Raw genomic sequence first — 18,151 nt, 5'->3', positions numbered from 1 at the left:
TTAGTTCTCATTACAACCTTTAGGCGTTTGCCTTTTATTGAGTGAGGTCATACAGTTCCAATTATCGCTATCGGGCACATGATAAAAAACCAGCGTTTGATTATTTAGGTAGCGAATTGGAAACTTAACGTTCTGTATGGTAGCTATGACCGCGCAATCCGTTGCTGGCACGCCAGCGGCTTTGCTGTCGATAGCGATATGTACCTGCTCTGTACCCATGTCTAGAGGAAGATTACTAGGACACTGCCCTGTTTGCCGATACGCCAGCGCCACACGATTTTGCGCTGTTTTAGCGGTATCGTAAGCATCAAACAACACTTCGTTTTCTTTGGGCTTGGCAACAATGGGTAAAAACTGCACCTTTATTACCATTAAAGCAAAGGCAAAAAAGCCAAAGCCTAAGCCCAAGCCAAATAAGCTGACCCCACCTTCTTTTTGCAAGTGCGCTTTTTGCGCCGCCTCATCACGTGGATAATCATTAATAGCATCAGCAATCTCGCGCCTTACCATACGGTAATAATAAGCGTCCGTCCAGCGTGCAACCATAACCGACCAAAACAGCCATATCAGCGCCGCAATAGCGATACGTATGGCCATCTGATAAGCATCGGCAATATAAGGCATCGCGACAAATTCAAACGCCACCAACACCAGTGCCACATTAAGCTGAATAAACGACCAACCGGCAACGCTATAAACAATCGCATCCATATAACGCTTACGATATAGCAGCCAAGGAAAAGTGACAAAAAACGCCGCCCAATGCCATTTTGGCGACAGATACCCCTGCTTATCAAATTCCTCAAAGCGCTTAAGATAATATGACTGACTACGCTGACTGATAAACCATTTATCCAGCTGCTGACGCTTTTCAGGGGTTAGCTGTTCTTGATAAAACGGTGGCGGCGAATCTGTCTCGATAAATAACATGGCAGTCTGCTCTATAGATTCTCAAAAATACGGTATCAAGGATATATTATATGATAACGCCAAAAGCCAGTGATAGAAAACCCATATATATGCAATCTGTATCGAGAAAATCCGTCTATGGCCTTGTATAATTTAGAGAAACTGTAGCGATACATAGAATATATGGCAAACTTACTAAAAGTGGATTGTCCGTTCACAGTGGTCACGATTTCACTTATAATGAAGCAACTTTACCCATCTAATTAAGCCTTGTTAATCCTATGAGTCAACATCCTGATATCAATGACAACATCAATGGTGCTAATACTACTGATGAGCAAAACCCTAATAGCACTAACCCTATGAACCCTGCAACTCAGGCTGCCACCGATACTGCCACTAGCATTGATGCCGATGCTAGCAGCCAGAATGAGCCTACAGAGGGTAAACATATTCGTATCGTTAATACCTTTATGAAACGCCGTACGCATATGAATAAAAATGCCGAACTGGCACTGACTGCGCCAGAGTTTGCGCATTACTTAGTCAATAACAGTTTCGGTGATGGTAATCTTGAAGGCATTAACGATTTACGAGTGCTATTTGCAGATAGCCCTAACGGTAGTGACGCGCCGCTTACGGTAGAGATTGGTTTTGGCTTGGGTGATTCATTTATCGAGATGGCCGCTGCTGAGCCAACGCGCAATTTCGTTGGCGTCGAAGTTCATGAGCCAGGTATCGGTAAATGCGCTTATATGGCAGGTACACAAGGTTTAACCAACGTTAAAATCATTAACGGTGATGCTATTCAATTGCTGAAACAGTTACCTGAAAACCATATTGATCGTATCCAGCTCTACTTCCCTGACCCATGGCAAAAAAAGCGCCATTATAAACGCCGCTTTGTCAGTCCTGAGCGCATGGCGATTGTCACGCGCAGCTTAAAGCAAGGCGGCTGGTTCCATACGGCGACTGACTGGGAGCATTATGCCTTTTGGATGGTTGAAGTGTTGGATGGTTTTGCAGGGCTGACCAATCAAGCAGGCGCAGGTAATTTCACCGACCGTCCTGACTTTCGTCCAATGACTAAGTTTGAGCGCCGCGGTTTAGAGCGCGGACATGGCGTTTGGGATTTAATCTATATCAAAGACTGATCTCGATGGCACTACCCTAGCGATATTGCCCTATAGCGGCTAAGATACTGAAAAAGTACTTAGCCGCTTTTTTGTGGCTGAATATCTCTCCTGCCCTACTTTATCTGTTGATATATAAGGCGTCGCGCGTTGTGCTAGCTACTTTTAAATCGTTAGAGCTTCTAAGTGCTTGCTCTATATCCACTAGATACCCGCAAGCCATATGTGAAACATAGGCATTAGACAGCAATTTTATGACTAAATTTAAAGTTGCAAAAACAGAAACACCCTATATTTGGCTTGCATGCAATATTTCATATCTGCGCAAACATTGATAGCATAAGGGTTTCGTGAGTTCTCCCCATAAGCTGTGGATAACCCTGTGTATAAGTCGCCACTTGACAAGTATTTCCCTAGGTAGCTTAAAGGGTTAGGTAAAATCGTTCATTTTTTGTACAATTTTTAAAACGTTTAAAATCAATTGCTTACATGGTATTTGAAAGCAAAGTAATATATTTTTAATATTTTTTAAATTAATTTAACCGTTATGGATGTTTCACAAGCGCTCAATAAAAATAATTTTTTTATTGTGGACAACTCATAAATCTATTGACAAATGACCCTGTTATCAAGTTCAAAACTGAAAGTTAAAACAAGCCTGTTTTAGGAATATTTTAATAGAACATCATACGACACTCACTGTCGTTTAGCCTCTCAGCACCCTCAATATTGGCCTTGGATTTTGTTATAATTGCCTTATCTAATCAACAGTGATATAAAACAGGGTGGCTTAAAAATTACGTGAAAAGCACGTGCTAACTAAGCTTATTTACTAGCAAAAATTATGAACTTTTTTTTGCTTTTCTCATTATTGAATTTTACTGTATAGTAGGGTGATATATTCGATATCACCGCCTGAAACCTAATATTTCCAGCCACTTCAACTTTGCTTGAAAACATCCCTTACTGACGACTGAGCCTGTAAGCTATTCCATTGAGCAAGTGGTTGGTGACGAGTAGTTCTAAATAGTCAGTACGTTTATTACCCATACTTATTATTTACACTTATTATTAATAACAAGGAGTCCTATATGGACGAAAATAAAGCCAAAGCCCTCAAAGCAGCCCTTGGTCAAATCGAAAAGCAGTTTGGTAAAAACACCATCATGCATTTAGGTGATGACTCTGCCATTCTTGATGTGGATGTGGTCTCAACGGGCTCGTTGGGTCTGGATATTGCGCTTGGTATTGGCGGCCTACCAAAAGGTCGTATCGTTGAAATTTATGGCCCAGAAAGCTCGGGTAAAACGACCATGACGCTGCAAGCAATTGCAGAATGCCAAAAGCAAGGCGGTGTCTGCGCCTTTATCGATGCTGAGCATGCACTAGATCCAGTTTATGCGCGCAAGCTTGGCGTGAACACTGATGACCTACTGCTCTCTCAGCCTGACAATGGTGAGCAAGCGCTTGAAATCACCGACATGCTAGTGCGTTCTGGGGCGGTTGATATGATTGTCATTGATTCCGTGGCTGCGTTGACGCCGCGTGCGGAAATTGAAGGCGAGATGGGCGACTCACACATGGGTCTGCAAGCACGTTTAATGAGCCAAGCGCTACGTAAAATCACTGGTAATGCCAAACGCTCAAATTGTATGGTGGTGTTTATTAACCAAATCCGTATGAAAATTGGTGTGATGTTCGGTAGCCCTGAGACCACGACTGGTGGTAACGCGCTTAAGTTCTACGCCTCGGTACGTATGGATATCCGCCGTATCGGTGCGGTTAAAAACGGTGATGAAATCATCGGTAACCAAACCCGTGTTAAAGTCATCAAAAATAAAATGGCACCGCCTTTCCGCCAAGCAGAATTTGAGATTACTTATGGTGAAGGTACTAACCATTTAGCCGAAGTGATTGACTTGGGTGTTGAGATTGGCGCAGTTGGCAAAGCTGGCTCTTGGTATAGCTATGGCGATGAAAAAATCGGTCAAGGTAAAGCCAATTCTGTGTTGTTCTTAAAAGAAAATCCCGCGATTGCACAAGAAATCGAAGCCAAAATTCGTGATGAAAAGCTTGGGACAAAAAAAGAAGCTAAAGCCACAGATACTGACGAAGCCAATGAAGAACTTGCTTCTGAACCTGTACAATAGCGGCTTCATTATTCACCGTTATCAATGATCATGACTTGTTATGAAAATTAAATTGTTATGAAAATTAAAACCTTAGCTGAAATACTTGCTGAATCGGACGCCGATTCAGCGAGTAGTCCTACTATCAAAGCAAAAAAACCTGTCAAATCTTCTGAATCTGTCAAATATTCTCAGCACTCCTATCAAGACAAGCCAAAAAAAACGGCTAAGACGCGCAAGCACTCAACCTCCTCTCGTGAAGATTATTCGTTATCCGACGACTCTGGCCTCGAGGTAGAATCAGCTGACGCTCACTCTTCTACTAGCAAAAACCCTACTAGATCCAAGAAACGTAAAAAGCGTTTTCACCCAGCGGCTAACTTTAGCCCTGAGCCTAGTGATGTGCCTGCTTATCAGCCACCAGAAGCGCAAAGTATCAAAGAGATGCTCGCTGAGGTTAAGCAAGATATTCACGGTCATAAAAACGATGAGGACCTTGAGACTAACACGGGGCACAATCTAGAAAGCTCGAGTTATTCCTCTACGCTAACGGCAAGCCATAACCATGATGGTGATGGTGATGCTGAAGCCGATAGCACAGCCGACAACCTACCCGCGGCGCTTAAAGCGTATTTGCGTACCCCTGAACAACGCCAAGCGGATATTGATGCCATTAAAGCCGAAAGCCGCTTACGTTGGTTGGCATTTTATTATTTATCGCGCCGTGAATACGGCAAGGCTGAGCTCAAGCAAAAACTGCTTGATAAAGAGCAAGCCCCAGAAAAAATCGATGCCCTGCTCGATGAGTTTGAAGAAAAAGGTTATCAAAGTGATTATCGTACTACCCTGATGCTTATTCGGGAAAATATCCGCAAAGGGCGCGGACGCGGGCGTATTAAGCAGGAGTTTTATCGTAAAAAAATTGCCATGCCCGGTAATATCGACGAGCTTATCGATATGGCGAATGCAGAATCGGAAGAATTTAGCGAGTTTATAGACGACAGCGCCGATAATTTAGTTGAAGGCATTGACTGGCTAAAACTGGCAGTCAGCGCACGTACCAAAAAATACGGCGATGACATACCGACTGAACAAAAAGACAAAGCCCGTCAGCTACGGTTTTTACAATATCGCGGCTTTAATACCGATATCTGCTTTGAGGCGCTAAATTATACCCTGGAGACATTGGATGAGCGTTTTTAGCTCGTTTAAGCGCACATTATTAACCTTTAACCTTTAATAATAACCAAGCAGCTTCCACCAAATCAAACCAGCGCCAATCCATACGACCAGATTTACCACACTCATAATGGCGCCAATACTCCACCATTCTCCTAATGTCACATAGCCTGAGTTAAAAATAACGGGCGCAGTACCGGTTGCATAATGGGTAAGCGTCATCATGATATTACCGGCCGCCGCTAAAATGAGCGCATATAGCATCGGCGGTGCACCTAAGCTTAACCCGACAGCATAAAAAGCGGCAAACAGCGCGGTAATATGCGCGGTGGTACTAGCAAAGAAATAGTGAATATAGAGATAGACCAAAGTCAAAATAACCACAGCGCCGACCCAACCGACTCCTATCATGCCAATCATTGATTCGATATTATCAGAGAACCAGCTGATAAGGCCGAGTTTGTTAAGGTATGAAGCCATCATAATCAGAGCACCAAACCAGATAATCGTATCCCATGCCGATTTTTCTTTCAGTACATCATCCCAAGTTAAGACGCCCGTCAATATCAAGGTCGTCAAACCAATAAACGCGGTGGTGGTGGCGTCAACGCTTAATTGTTCACCAAAAATCAGCGCAGGAATATTCGCCCACAATATCAGCATCAGCGCAAAGACGCCCAGCATGATTTTTTCTTGCAAGCTTACCTGACCCATCTCGGTCAGATTGTCTTTGGCAAATTTCTTGGCATCAGGCGTTACCTTAACATCGGGCGGATAAATCAGATAAATCACCAGTGGCATTAATAATAAACATAACATCCCTGGTACAAACATCGCCACCGCCCACGTCGTCCATGACAGCTGAATCTCACTGCCCGTTGCCTTATTGACCAAATCTACCACCAATGGATTTGGCGCAGTGGCGGTAATAAACATACCGGACGTAATCGGATTTGCATGGTAATTGACCATCGCTAAGTAGCGGCCAATTTTATTTTGGGTGCCCTCTTCTGGCGTAGAATGAAAGCTTTGCGCAATTGATCTCATAATTGGATGAATAATACCGCCACCACGAGCGGTATTAGATGGCGTGATAGGTGCTATCATCAACTCTGCGGCAGTTAAAGAATACGCAACCCCGATCGTCTTTTTGCCAAAAATAGAAATAAAATAATACGCGATACGTCGACCTAAACCCGTTTTTATCAAGCCACGCGATATCATCACGGCAATACCAATCAGCCAAATCAGAGGACTTGAGTAGCTTGATAAAGCATCAGCGATGGCTTCTTTTGGACTCTCATTGGTCACCCCAGTAAGCGCCACCAAGGTAACGGCAATAATGGCAATCGCGCCAATGGGTAACACCTTACCAATGATGGCGACAATAGTAGCAATAAATAAAGCCAGCATATGCCACGCTTCGGGTGTGACTCCATTTGGTACCGGAATAACAAACCAAATGATTAAACCAACTACAATGGCAATCGCTGCTTGGATAGGTTTAAATGGCATGAGAAATATATCCTTATCAATGCTTATAAAATCACACAGTCATGTCATATGAAATGCTATCGAGATAGTAACTGCGATAGGAAAAATACATGGGTCATATGAACATCTTATAAGATTTATATCAGCATTTTTCTATTGTTGACCATTTTTAACATATTTATTTAGCATACAGCACAAATATACAGAGATAAGTTATTAATAATAGCGCTAAACCATTGACCATAAAAAAGGAGCACTTTATTAAAAGCGCTCCTTTTTTATGATATTTTGGCTAAATTTGACGTTTAATCATACTGAATTTCAAAGTGCTCAATTATTTTAACGTCCCTAAGCGGCTCGATAATTGATTCATAATTTGATCAATCTCTTCGTTGGCTTCAGGTTCATTATCCAAATTGCCATTGGGCGTCAATTGATTCATCACTTCAGGCAACAGCTCAGCGAGACCTTGACGTACTTCCATCTCATTTGCGCCAGTATGCGCGGCTACCTGCTGGATTTCGCTTTCATCAAATAAACGGGTAATTTCATTAGGGTCTAAATTATCATTGGCCTCTTGATTACTCATCCAAGAACGCGCTTGATTGTCATACCCCATACCAGTAATTTTTGATAAAGCGCCACTTAAACCACCATTACGTTTAATCCAGCTGAGCACCATAGGCATAAGCGCAGCGATCAGCATGCCTTTACCGCCAAAGCCACTTCTAGAGGTTCGACCGCCAGTCGCCTGACCACCTAATACGCTACCTAAAATATCGCCAAGTCCGCCAGCACCTGAGCTCATACCACCGCGTTGGTTGGCGCCTGTGAGCCCACCAATGATATCGTCTAGGCCAAAGCCATTATCAGCGCGGCGTTCATACTGCTGCGGATTGTAGCCACTTGGCTGATTACCACCGCCCAATACGCCGCCCAAAATATCCCCTAATCCGCCGGTACGGCGTGGATTGATACGTTGGTTGACCGGATTGCGCTGTGCATCTTCTGGATCCATAGCACTGCGGGCAACTTGGCTCACTAAATTCCCTAATAAACTCATAATCGCTTCCTTTTTATTATAAAACATTCATTATCAAAAGCCTTGCATTCAGTTAACTCATGCAAATAGCCATTTACCAGAAATATGGCAAGTGGTTATAAACAGGTCGTTTTAAACAAACACTTAAATAAGTTAGCTATTGACGCTTAATTGCAATATAGCAAATCTCTTTCGCTATCTAGATAGGCATTTTGTTATGGGATGTAGTAGATCGTTAGCGATTAAGAAGAAAGATAGATAAAAGGAATGCCAGTCATATGCATAAGACTGGCTTTATTTAGGCAGTTTAATGAGAAATGGTATTTGCCAAAATCGTTAATTCGCGCCAGTGTTCTGCGCTGACTTGATCGCGAAATACCGTTACTGATAAATGACGCTGATAAGGCTCTATGATAATAAAGCTTAAGCATATAACCCATGGATAGCTACTGACCGCAGTAAGCTCTGCCTGCCATAGGGCATCGCCGCGACTGCTACGCATGAGTAGTTGCCAATGCTGATAAACGCTTTTATCCAATGGCGGCTGGCTTAGATGCATTAATATCGGGCGCGATAACGCTAAGTAGCTGACGACGGCGACGCTAACCACAAATATCAGTACATATTGCCACAACGCCATGGACGCAAGTCCTGTCAATATCACCATCACACTGGCTAAGAGCATATAAAATAACAGGCGCAAACAGCTTGCAGGCTGAATAGGTGCATCGATACGTAGCGAAGTTGGCGATATCATAATTGAATACCCAAGCAGGCTTAAAATAAATATTAAATAATTACGTCAAGTCTTTACTATGGCGCCATGTTTTGATTTTATTGACCAAATCCCATATGGCTTCATTTTCTGGACGGCTTTGATTGGTAAAATAATCCAATAAATCAGGGTCTTCATGGGTCAGCATTTCTGCAAAAGTTGCCTGTTCACTGGGATCAGCGGTTAAATACAACTCTTTAATATAAGGGTCGATATAAAAGTCTAATTCTTTTAATCCGCGGCGGGCTTGATAAATAATGCGGCGTTGCTCGAGGGTGGGTTCTGGTTGATTGTTTGGCTCTGGTTGATTGCGAGTCGTCATAAAAGTGTTCCCGTAGGTTTAAATGGTATTTAACTGAATAGACATTTAGATAAATAATAAGGTTAATAAATAATAGGATTAAGCTGTATTTATAAAGATACCGTTTATAAAAAGCTTTCTTATAAAAATCATTTTATAAAAATTTATTAGCCTATTAGCCTTGATGATAACTTGATAATTGCTGCCATAATGCCACGGCTTGCTGCATCATAGCGACATTGTGGGTACGAATAATACTAGCGCCCTGCTGCAGCGCAAAGAGTCCAGCCGCCGTTCCTACCGCATCACGCTCTAGCGCTTGGGTAGTAGCAACGGCTTCGACTCCACTTTTAGTCAGTACTTCTGCTAAAAAGCGCTTTCGTGAAATACCAAACATCATTGGTAACTCAAGCGTTTGCAGGCTATCAAGCTGACTTAATAGTGCGCGATGATGCTCATAGTCTTTTGCAAAGCCAAAACCTGGATCGATAATGATTTTCTCACGCTTAACGCCAACATTCGTTACCTCATCAATACGCGCTGCTAGCTCGGCACTGACGTCTTTAATCACATCATCATACTGGGCAAGGTTATTCATCGTCGTCGGCTCACCGCGCATATGCATCAGCATGACAGGAATATCCAGCTTGGCTGCCATTGCCGCCGCACCATCACGCTTAAGCGCTCGTACATCATTCCAGATATCTGCGCCGGCATCAAAAGCTGCCTGCATAACCGCCGGGTTACTGGTATCAATAGAGAGCCAAATGTCTTTACCTATGCTTCCTAGCTGCTGACGAATCGCTTTGACCACTGGAACAACGCGCTGTATCTCATCGCTAGTCGCCACGGCTTGCGCATTTGGACGGGTAGACTCACCGCCGATATCGATAATGCTTGCACCTGCGGCAATCATCTCTTTAGCATGAGCAAGGGCGCCATCGATGGCATTAAATTGTCCACCGTCAGAAAAAGAATCTGGGGTGACATTTAAAATACCCATGATATGCGGCTGCGATAAATCTAATACTTTATCGCGACTTATCACCGTATAATTAGGTAAAGGTTGGAATAATGACATAAGGTATCCATTATAAATTCAGTTCGTAAAATCGTTTTAGCTGTCGTGATAATCTACCAAGCTATAATGCCTATGATAGCAGCAAATCTGATGCTCTCCTAAAGCCTTCATGAAATTGTAGCAACAAAAAAGCCCTTTATTAAAAAGGGCTTTTTCTATCAAAAATAGATGCAATCTTAAAAAACTAGATTAATAAACCAGAAACTACATCGCTGGTAATGGCGGCGGTGTTGAAGTCGTGGTTTTAACATCGTTTTTTGATAAGTTTACTTCATTATGCTGATAGACTCTTGGCGGACGAGGTTCTTCGCCAGCTAGAATATCCTGCAATTGATCGCGGTCAATGGTTTCCCATTTCATCAAAGCATCTACCATTGCATGAATTTTTTCTTGATTGCCTTCAATCAATTCGCGTGCGATGTCATACTGCTCTTCAAGCATACGGCGTACTTCTTCATCGACCTTTTGTTGCGTCGCTTCTGAAATCGTCCGGCCACCGCCACCGAAGTAACCTTGTGAGTTATCATCATCTTCATAGACCATGATACCTAGCGCATCTGACATACCGTATTTGGTAACCATCGCTCGTGCCATCTTGGTAGCACGTTCAAAGTCGTTTGAAGCACCCGTCGACATCTGATTGATAAACACTTCTTCTGCGATACGACCACCAAATAAAATCGCAATATCACTGAGCATTTTTGATTTATACATACTGGTTTGGTCGTGCTCAGGCAGCTGCCACGTCACCCCAAGGGCAAAACCACGCGGCATAATCGTTACTTTATGCACAGGGTCAGTGCCCGGTAGCAACTCAGCAACTAAGGCATGACCCGCCTCATGATAAGCAGTCGCACGGCGCTCCTCTTCACGGATGACCATTGATTTACGCTCAGGACCCATATATAGCTTGTCTTTTGCATCTTCAAAGTCATTCATATCGACGCTGCGCTTGTTACGACGCGCGGCAAACAAGGCCGCTTCGTTCACAAGGTTGGCTAACTGCGCACCACTAAATCCAGGAGTACCACGCGCCAATGCATGCGCATCAACACCGATAGTATTTGGTAATTTACGTAAATGCACTTTCAGGATTTGTTCGCGACCTTTGATATCTGGCAGACCTACTTGCACCTGACGGTCAAAACGACCCGGACGCAATAGCGCTTTATCCAGTACATCAGCACGGTTGGTCGCCGCAATGACGATAACGCCTTCATTGCCTTCAAAACCATCCATTTCAACCAATAATTGGTTCAATGTCTGCTCGCGCTCATCGTTACCGCCGCCCATACCTGAGCCACGATGACGACCGACCGCATCAATCTCATCGATAAAGATGATACAAGGCGCGCTTTTCTTCGCTTGTTCGAACATATCACGCACACGCGATGCACCAACACCGACGAACATCTCAACAAAGTCAGAACCTGAAATTGAGAAGAACGGTACTTTAGCTTCACCAGCGATGGCTCGTGCTAGTAGCGTCTTACCCGTACCCGGAGGACCTACCATCAAGATACCGCGTGGAATTGTTGCACCCAATTTGGTAAATTTATCAGGGTCACGCAAGAACTCAACGACTTCAACGACCTCTTCTTTGGCTTCTTCACAGCCAGCAACGTCATCAAAGTTAACCTTGATTTGGTCTTCGGTCAGCATTTTGGCCTTTGATTTACCAAAGCTCATCGGACCACCGCCTTTACCGCCAGCGCCGCCCTGCATATTACGCATAAAGAATAGGAACAGACCAATAATTAATAAAATTGGGAAACTGGCTATCAATAGTTGCATCAAGACACTTTGACGTTTAGGCGCGGTACCTTGCACCTCAACTTGGTTTTCACGCAATAGCGGCATTAGCTGTTCATCAGCCACGGCTGGTCGAATGGTCTCAAATGATGAGCCATTTTTCTTTTCGCCGGTGATTTGCTCGCCATCGATTTCAACACTGGCTACTTGGTTTTCTGACACAGCGGTCACAAACTCAGAGTAGTTAAGGCTATCCGGCTCAGAAGATTGATCAAAGCCGCTAAATACCAGCACTAAAACGCCGATTACCACCAGCCACAATAAGGTATTTTTTACCATGTCGCTCACTAGTTATTCCCATCCCTTACTTATTGGTGTGTTTATTAAACACGTGACGTCTATATGCAAACGTATGCCTCATTATTCAATGCCCATTTGTAAATTATCGTTCAAGCTTGGATTTAAGTAACTTAAAACCCCAAACAAAATAAATAGACAAACGAACATAAATAACTGAGCCAATAAAGCGCTTACTATTAAACGACTTTGCTTAAAACAACTCTGTTTAAAACACAGCCTTAATATATAGGTATATATTTAAAACGATATAGATTCAAAACAAAGTTAATATACCATGATATGTGGTGCTAACCTGAATAATTCAAGCAGCATTCCTATTTATTCAGTTAACGATTGTAGCGGTTTTATGTTAATCAGCAATACTCTTGATGATGAAACCCCATCATCTGGGAAATTTGCGCAACTGATTGACCTTAAAACCATTTTATAGAAAGGTTTGCATACCTGTTACTTGATGGCAATCCAAAACATCTCTTTTGAGCGTGGTCGTGAAGCACCCGGTTTGATACTACGAATTTTACTAAAATCCGCCTGCATCTGCTTGCGTAATTCCTGTGTACCCTCGCCTTGAAACACTTTCATAATAAGCGCGCCACCTTCTGGTAAGGTTGCGAGGGCGAAATCGACTGCCAGCTCGCATAAATACATCATGCGCGGCTGATCGATGGCGCTATTACCAGCGGTATTGGGTGCCATATCGGACAACACCACATCGACCTGTTTATCGCCCACTTCTGCCATGATACGGTCAAACACTTCTGCTTCGCGAAAGTCGCCCTGAATAAAGGTGACATCAGGCAAGGTATCCATGGGTAAAATATCAGATGCAATTAAGACGCCTTTTTCACCGACCAGTTGACCCGCGACTTGTGACCAACTACCCGGCGCACTGCCTAAGTCGACGACGGTCATGCCTTTTTTGATCAGATTGGTCTTCTCATTAATCTCAAGCAACTTATAAGCAGCACGGGCACGGTAGCCATCTATTTGGGCTTTTTTCACATAAGGATCGTCAATGTGCTCCTGCATCCAAGCACTACTACTTTTTGACAATTTTTTATTTTCAATACGCGTGACCAAAATGACTGCTCCTATTACTTTGCAAAACACGGCTAACGGCTTATAACGTGGTTATCTATGACGATTCAATATCTGTCTATTGATAAAACAATTATCTATAACATGGCTATTACTAGGCGCTTAAGTTACCTAGCTAAATTAGCTATTGAACCTCTTATGCACCTTGTAACCTTTTACGGTTAAATTCTCTTGGCGAAAACACTGCTTTATAAGACCGTAGCGTTTATAATGTACTCATACTTTCAGTTTAACATTTTCATCACGTAAAATCGTGCAAAATCCTGCTGATCTCATGCAAGATGACCCCAGATTATCTATAATGGTCATTATCTGCTCTTAATAGCACCATCTTTTATTTTTACCAACATCTAGGAATTATATGCAACTCGATAACGCTACCATCAAACGCCTAAAAGGCATTGGTCATGACCTAAAACCTATCGTTATGATTGGCAACAAAGGTATTACCCCAAGCATCACTGAAGAGATTGATCGCGCTTTAACGGATCATGAACTTATCAAAGTAAAACTGCCAGCTGGCACCAAAGAAGAACGCGATGTCATCGGCGCTCAGCTTGCAGCGGCAGCTAATGCCTCTTTGGTTCATTCAATTGGTCGTATGGCGCTGTTATTACGTAAAAACCCACATGCCAATCCTAAGCTATCAAACCTTGCTCGTCACGCGCAGTAAGTTGTTATTTTCAGCTTAGTTTATGTTCTATCCTATCTAATAAAAGCCGCGCAGCATTTTGCTCGCGGCTTTTATGCTATTTATAAGATATTTCCTGTTTTCTATTTATAGTCAGTCCTACATAAAATCAGTACAAGTATGATAACGCGCTACTGGTATTCATTTTTCTTGCTTGCTGTGCCTACGCAGACAGAGGCTGCACAAAATTAATACCAGTAGCTCTGTGTTCATTTTATAGCGAACCGCCTATAAGATATCTTTAATACTATTAAACTGCGGATATTATTGACTTATGAGCCAAACTTTTCATCTATGCCTCGCAACCGACACCCTCGCCGCTGATGCCCAGACTCTTGGCGTGACGATAGAAGACTTACAAAGCATTCAGGTAGAAGTCATCGTAACCTTAGCTCAAACAAATCAGATAGCCCAAACCGCACAGATAACCCGAAGCACTCAGCAGTCAGAGGGGTATTTACAGCTTGATTATCGAATAACGCTGCCACTTAAATCGTTAGCGGCGCAATTAGACTGGCTAACATGGCAACCGACGCAGGTAGGATTTGCAGATTATTTATGGGAGCAAACTTGCCTTGAGTGCTTTTTAGCAGGTGGCTTAATAACAGACAGGTTAATAAATAATAGCGTTTCGATAAATGATGTTAATGAGATTGGTATTGATGGAGCGGATGCTAATAAAACTAGCACTTATATTGAAGTTAATGCCAGCCCTGACGGTCGTTATGCGCTTTACGAGTTTACAAGCTATCGTAATCCTGCGACACTGCCGCCAACGCCGCTTTTACAACCTGATGGGCAAACACGGGCGTTTATTAACTGGACAGCCAGCCATTGCCCTGCAAGTAATGGCATTGCGAATAATGGTACTGCCAACGCAGAGCAAAACTCCTTATCAGCGCAAATCGAACCTGCTATCGATTCATTGACACCTAATACCAGCACCGCTAACTCTTATCTTTATCAACGCAGCTTTACTCTGCCCTTAAGCCAACTATCCAACGCAAAGGCTTTTATCGATGATACTGCCATTGAATACATTCATCCTTGTGTGATTTTAAGCTTTGCTACGACGTTTGGTACAAGGCTTGGTACAACGGCGTTATATTTTGCGCCCAAACACGCCTCCCCGCCCGATTTTCACAATCTGCAATATTGGTCAATATTTGATAAGCAGGCAGCACTGGCTAGATAGCTGCTTAAATTAAGCACCTTCTCCAACTACATAGCTTCTTTAATCAAATAACCTCTTTATGCCAAGCAAAAAAAACCAGTAATGTCATAAAGAGCATTACTGGGTTCGGAGAAAACTTTTGAATTACGTTACATCTAGCTGCTGCTTATTTGTCAGCCATTGCAAGGTAGATACCGCGATCTGATGCATCATCGACGTATTTTGAATCGCGCCATGTCGTGTAGTTATGATGACCGCTGTATGGGCTAATGCTGTTTTGACGGAAGTCAGAAACCCAATCATTACCATCAAATATTTGAATATGGCCATGCGGGCGTCTTGAGGTGCGATCATAGACCACGACGTCGCCTACTTGTGGCTGCGTATTGTTACTGATTTTGGTAAAGCCAGCTTGGGCCAATGTGCCACGAGAGGCATACTGATACGCTGAAGGGTTAGGCGTAAATTCATAACCCGCTGATTGTAGGGCTTTACGCACATAACGAGCACAGTAACCACTACTGCTAGATAGCGCCACACGTGAAGCATTGGCGGCGGCAATCGCAGGTGCAGAATAACGATCTGGCACTGAGCTTGCTTGCTGCTGACGCTGCTCATAAGACAAGCGGCTGGTTAGCGAGGCAAGCTGATATTCTTTTTGCTTAGCATGGGCACTAAGATTGTCAATTGCTTGACTGATTTCATCATTGCTTGAGACATAAGCACCACTTTTAGTGCTATAGATATTGCGACTTGAACCGTAGTTCGCAGAAGTAGAGATATTGGTGATGGTATGACTCAAGGTATTATTTGGTTGAAAGGTTGTTTCGACAGCACCACTCGTCTGTGCTATACCCATTCCCAATACTGACAAAATTAATAAAGCTTGTTTCATAAATTTACTACCTATTGTGAATACAGGATTGCTCGTCATCCGTGACAAAGCATGAATTAATTTAGGGAAGACGACCATGAAATAAACATGATAAAATCCTTAGTACAAAAGCTCGCTGTTTATGATGAATATCGATTTTGTCACCTATTAGATGAGTGTTCACGATGTCAAAAAAACAACCTAACCGACTTGCTAAACTTATCGATCATCAAGCCTTTGCTGGTAGTGCGCTACCTCAAACATTGGCTGATAATATGCGTTTATATCTGCAAGCTACGACCGAAGTAAAAGAGCTTTTGGTAGATTGTCTACCTGAGGAAATCCTCGATAACTGCTGGGTCGTGGGCTTAACCTCTGAGCAACTCATACTCAGTGTGGGCTCGATGACTGCCGCCAATCATATTCGCTATTTACAGAGCGCTTATTTGCAGGTGTTAACAGAGCAGTCAATTACATTTAAACAACTCAAGCAAATCCGCGTCGTAGTAGCCAAAAATTCTGCCCATAACGATTATCCTAAATCATCACAAGCCTTGTCGGCACCCTTATCAAAGCCTCGTAAAGCCCATGAAAATCAGGCTCTTAGCCAAAACACAAAGCGGACTATATCACAGGCTGCAGAGCATGTCACCACTGATGAAAATCTCAAAAAGGCACTTTTGCGCCTGATTAATCCGTAAAAACCCCCACTTTACTCTGTAAACTTATGTAAATTAAACCCGTAATTGACGCCGTTAAAGCTGCGTTTTTGTAATTCCGTCAACAAAAAAAATCATCTGTCAGTGCCATTCACAATGTGAACCTCACTGACAGATGATTTTATTATTTCCCACATCTTTTATTTTACCTACTCTGAAGCAGGTTATTGGTAAAATGAGAAAGAAAATATCTATTTAAACGAATATTATTTAGCGCTACTTATAACCATCTTATGTAATATTGCGTAAATGTTTCGATACTTCGTGTATATTCCTGTATTCATCCTTCAACTGTTAAACCATTTAATGGTAAATATTCGATAGGACAGGTTACATTGTCATCAAAAGTTACAATTTCAAAGTTATCAGAATCGGATAATATCTCACGTACCAACATATTATTTAGTGCATGACCAGACTTATACGCATTAAAACGACCTAAAATCGGATAACCAATCAGATATAAATCGCCTAGCGCATCTAAAATCTTATGACGTACAAATTCATCATTAAAGCGTAAACCTTCTTCATTAAGGATACTTGCATCATCAATGACAATGGCATTGTCCATGCTGCCGCCTAACGCCAAGTTGTTCTGACGCAAGGTTTCGATATCACGTAAGAAACCAAAAGTACGCGCTGAGCTCAATTGCTCAATGAAGTTTTGCGTTGAAAACTGCAATTGTGCATGCTGAAAATCTTTATCAATGGCCGGATGATCAAAATCAATCTCAAAATTGAGCTCAAAGCCTTCATAAGGGCGTAGCTCTGCCCATTTATCGTCAACTTTGACGCGTACTGGGCGCACAATCTTAATAAAGCGCTTTGCCGCTTCTTGTTCACAAAATCCTGCTTGTAGCAGCAGGCCCACAAATGGGGCAGCACTACCATCCATAATCGGTATCTCTGACGCCGATACGCGGATTAACAGGTTATCAACGCCAAGTCCTGCAACCGCACTGAGCAAATGCTCAACGGTGCCCACACGGGTGCCACCAAATACGAGATTCGATGACATCATGGTATCTTGTACCAAAAAGGCACTGGCAGGAATAGGATTGCTACCGACAATATCAGAACGTTCAAATACGATACCAGTATTGATAGGCTGTGGATGAAACTCTAAGTCAACAGGTTGACCACTATGAAGACCAGTACCTGTAACGGCTATCGCTGTTTTTATGGTTCGTTGGTTCATGGCTGTCTTCTCACATATTTTGTTACAATTGACATAGTGTAGCATTACCCGACCCTATTTCGCTAGCGCTAAAAAGCGTTAATTTGCTTATGTCTTTGATTGATAACACTTATCGTCATTATTTTAACGATGACTTTTAGCAGACAATAAACTGTCAATCAGCGATAAATAACGGTTTGTAGCTATTTATAAGCAGCAATTTGATAGAGCGTCATTTTATTTATAAAGGTTGTATAAATAGC

At 42.7% G+C, this 18,151-nt stretch carries 16 protein-coding genes; 6 read left to right on the top strand and 10 right to left on the bottom strand.

Annotated features, from left to right (window positions below):
- A complete protein-coding gene (locus B3Q63_RS04325) occupies positions 1-930 on the bottom strand; it encodes a DUF2628 domain-containing protein (RefSeq protein ID WP_296174190.1) in 930 nt (309 codons plus the stop codon).
- A 260-nt stretch (positions 931-1,190) separates the two neighbouring features.
- On the opposite strand from B3Q63_RS04325, the gene trmB reads away from it, so the two are divergent.
- The 3 genes from trmB (at position 1,191) to B3Q63_RS04310 (ending at position 5,374) form a co-directional block, all read left to right on the top strand.
- Positions 1,191-2,063, top strand: a complete 873-nt coding sequence (trmB, locus tag B3Q63_RS04320; RefSeq protein WP_296174189.1) for a tRNA (guanosine(46)-N7)-methyltransferase TrmB — start codon at positions 1,191-1,193, stop codon at positions 2,061-2,063.
- 1,070 nt (positions 2,064-3,133) lie between these two features.
- Positions 3,134-4,192, top strand: a complete 1,059-nt coding sequence (gene recA / locus B3Q63_RS04315) for a recombinase RecA (protein ID WP_296174187.1) — start codon at positions 3,134-3,136, stop codon at positions 4,190-4,192.
- Positions 4,193-4,249: 57 nt separating this feature from the next.
- Positions 4,250-5,374: a regulatory protein RecX gene (locus tag B3Q63_RS04310; RefSeq protein ID WP_296174185.1), complete on the top strand. Its 1,125-nt coding sequence runs from the start codon at positions 4,250-4,252 to the stop codon at positions 5,372-5,374.
- Between the two features lie 33 nt (positions 5,375-5,407).
- Here B3Q63_RS04310 and B3Q63_RS04305 read toward each other — a convergent pair whose 3' ends face one another.
- The 7 genes from B3Q63_RS04305 to B3Q63_RS04275 form a co-directional block, all read right to left on the bottom strand.
- Positions 5,408-6,865, bottom strand: coding sequence for an anion permease (locus B3Q63_RS04305; protein ID WP_296174183.1), 1,458 nt, complete (start codon positions 6,863-6,865; stop codon positions 5,408-5,410).
- A 313-nt stretch (positions 6,866-7,178) separates the two neighbouring features.
- Complete coding sequence (locus B3Q63_RS04300; RefSeq protein ID WP_201628225.1) at positions 7,179-7,907, bottom strand: YidB family protein; 729 nt, start codon at positions 7,905-7,907, stop codon at positions 7,179-7,181.
- Positions 7,908-8,193: 286 nt separating this feature from the next.
- On the bottom strand, positions 8,194-8,643 hold the full coding sequence (locus B3Q63_RS04295; protein WP_296174179.1) for a hypothetical protein: 450 nt from the start codon (positions 8,641-8,643) through the stop codon (positions 8,194-8,196).
- Positions 8,644-8,683: 40 nt separating this feature from the next.
- Positions 8,684-8,983 carry a succinate dehydrogenase assembly factor 2 gene (locus tag B3Q63_RS04290; RefSeq protein ID WP_296174178.1) on the bottom strand — a complete coding sequence of 100 codons (300 nt, stop codon included), beginning with the start codon at positions 8,981-8,983 and terminating at the stop codon, positions 8,684-8,686.
- A gap of 154 nt (positions 8,984-9,137) precedes the next feature.
- Positions 9,138-10,043, bottom strand: coding sequence for a dihydropteroate synthase (gene folP, locus B3Q63_RS04285; protein WP_296174177.1), 906 nt, complete (start codon positions 10,041-10,043; stop codon positions 9,138-9,140).
- A 204-nt stretch (positions 10,044-10,247) separates the two neighbouring features.
- Positions 10,248-12,143: an ATP-dependent zinc metalloprotease FtsH gene (gene ftsH / locus B3Q63_RS04280; RefSeq protein WP_271133550.1), complete on the bottom strand. Its 1,896-nt coding sequence runs from the start codon at positions 12,141-12,143 to the stop codon at positions 10,248-10,250.
- Positions 12,144-12,602: 459 nt separating this feature from the next.
- The gene (locus tag B3Q63_RS04275; protein WP_201625538.1) at positions 12,603-13,235 is read right to left on the bottom strand and encodes an RlmE family RNA methyltransferase; all 633 of its coding nucleotides are present in this window, start codon (positions 13,233-13,235) and stop codon (positions 12,603-12,605) included.
- 379 nt (positions 13,236-13,614) lie between these two features.
- Between B3Q63_RS04275 and B3Q63_RS04270 the strand changes: the two genes are divergently transcribed.
- Positions 13,615-13,926, top strand: coding sequence for a YhbY family RNA-binding protein (locus B3Q63_RS04270; protein WP_183620392.1), 312 nt, complete (start codon positions 13,615-13,617; stop codon positions 13,924-13,926).
- A 292-nt stretch (positions 13,927-14,218) separates the two neighbouring features.
- Positions 14,219-15,139: a hypothetical protein gene (locus B3Q63_RS04265; protein WP_296174170.1), complete on the top strand. Its 921-nt coding sequence runs from the start codon at positions 14,219-14,221 to the stop codon at positions 15,137-15,139.
- Positions 15,140-15,284: 145 nt separating this feature from the next.
- On the opposite strand, the gene B3Q63_RS04260 is transcribed toward B3Q63_RS04265, so the two are convergent.
- A complete protein-coding gene (locus B3Q63_RS04260; RefSeq protein ID WP_191691009.1) occupies positions 15,285-16,013 on the bottom strand; it encodes a CHAP domain-containing protein in 729 nt (242 codons plus the stop codon).
- A gap of 164 nt (positions 16,014-16,177) precedes the next feature.
- On the opposite strand from B3Q63_RS04260, the gene B3Q63_RS04255 reads away from it, so the two are divergent.
- A complete protein-coding gene (locus tag B3Q63_RS04255) occupies positions 16,178-16,693 on the top strand; it encodes a hypothetical protein (RefSeq protein ID WP_201625536.1) in 516 nt (171 codons plus the stop codon).
- A 298-nt stretch (positions 16,694-16,991) separates the two neighbouring features.
- On the opposite strand, the gene lpxC is transcribed toward B3Q63_RS04255, so the two are convergent.
- Positions 16,992-17,909 carry a UDP-3-O-acyl-N-acetylglucosamine deacetylase gene (gene lpxC, locus B3Q63_RS04250; protein ID WP_201619158.1) on the bottom strand — a complete coding sequence of 306 codons (918 nt, stop codon included), beginning with the start codon at positions 17,907-17,909 and terminating at the stop codon, positions 16,992-16,994.
- Positions 17,910-18,151 lie beyond the last annotated feature (242 nt).

The organism is Psychrobacter sp. UBA2769 (assembly GCF_002352555.1).
Classification (GTDB): domain Bacteria; phylum Pseudomonadota; class Gammaproteobacteria; order Pseudomonadales; family Moraxellaceae; genus Psychrobacter; species Psychrobacter maritimus.
The sequence above is the reverse complement of the archived record's forward strand: the minus strand, read 5'-3'. Positions and strand labels throughout refer to the sequence as shown.

Bases quoted from the DNA above. Each gene is read 5' to 3' on its own strand.
- B3Q63_RS04325 (WP_296174190.1), bottom strand. From the start codon at position 930: ATGTTATTTATCGAGACAGATTCGCCGCCACCGTTTTATCAAGAACAG.
- trmB (WP_296174189.1), top strand. From the start codon at position 1,191: ATGAGTCAACATCCTGATATCAATGACAACATCAATGGTGCTAATACT.
- recA (WP_296174187.1), top strand. From the start codon at position 3,134: ATGGACGAAAATAAAGCCAAAGCCCTCAAAGCAGCCCTTGGTCAAATC.
- B3Q63_RS04310 (WP_296174185.1), top strand. From the start codon at position 4,250: ATGAAAATTAAAACCTTAGCTGAAATACTTGCTGAATCGGACGCCGAT.
- B3Q63_RS04305 (WP_296174183.1), bottom strand. From the start codon at position 6,865: ATGCCATTTAAACCTATCCAAGCAGCGATTGCCATTGTAGTTGGTTTA.
- B3Q63_RS04300 (WP_201628225.1), bottom strand. From the start codon at position 7,907: ATGAGTTTATTAGGGAATTTAGTGAGCCAAGTTGCCCGCAGTGCTATG.
- B3Q63_RS04295 (WP_296174179.1), bottom strand. From the start codon at position 8,643: ATGATATCGCCAACTTCGCTACGTATCGATGCACCTATTCAGCCTGCA.
- B3Q63_RS04290 (WP_296174178.1), bottom strand. From the start codon at position 8,983: ATGACGACTCGCAATCAACCAGAGCCAAACAATCAACCAGAACCCACC.
- folP (WP_296174177.1), bottom strand. From the start codon at position 10,043: ATGTCATTATTCCAACCTTTACCTAATTATACGGTGATAAGTCGCGAT.
- B3Q63_RS04270 (WP_183620392.1), top strand. From the start codon at position 13,615: ATGCAACTCGATAACGCTACCATCAAACGCCTAAAAGGCATTGGTCAT.
- B3Q63_RS04265 (WP_296174170.1), top strand. From the start codon at position 14,219: ATGAGCCAAACTTTTCATCTATGCCTCGCAACCGACACCCTCGCCGCT.
- B3Q63_RS04260 (WP_191691009.1), bottom strand. From the start codon at position 16,013: ATGAAACAAGCTTTATTAATTTTGTCAGTATTGGGAATGGGTATAGCA.
- B3Q63_RS04255 (WP_201625536.1), top strand. From the start codon at position 16,178: ATGTCAAAAAAACAACCTAACCGACTTGCTAAACTTATCGATCATCAA.
- lpxC (WP_201619158.1), bottom strand. From the start codon at position 17,909: ATGAACCAACGAACCATAAAAACAGCGATAGCCGTTACAGGTACTGGT.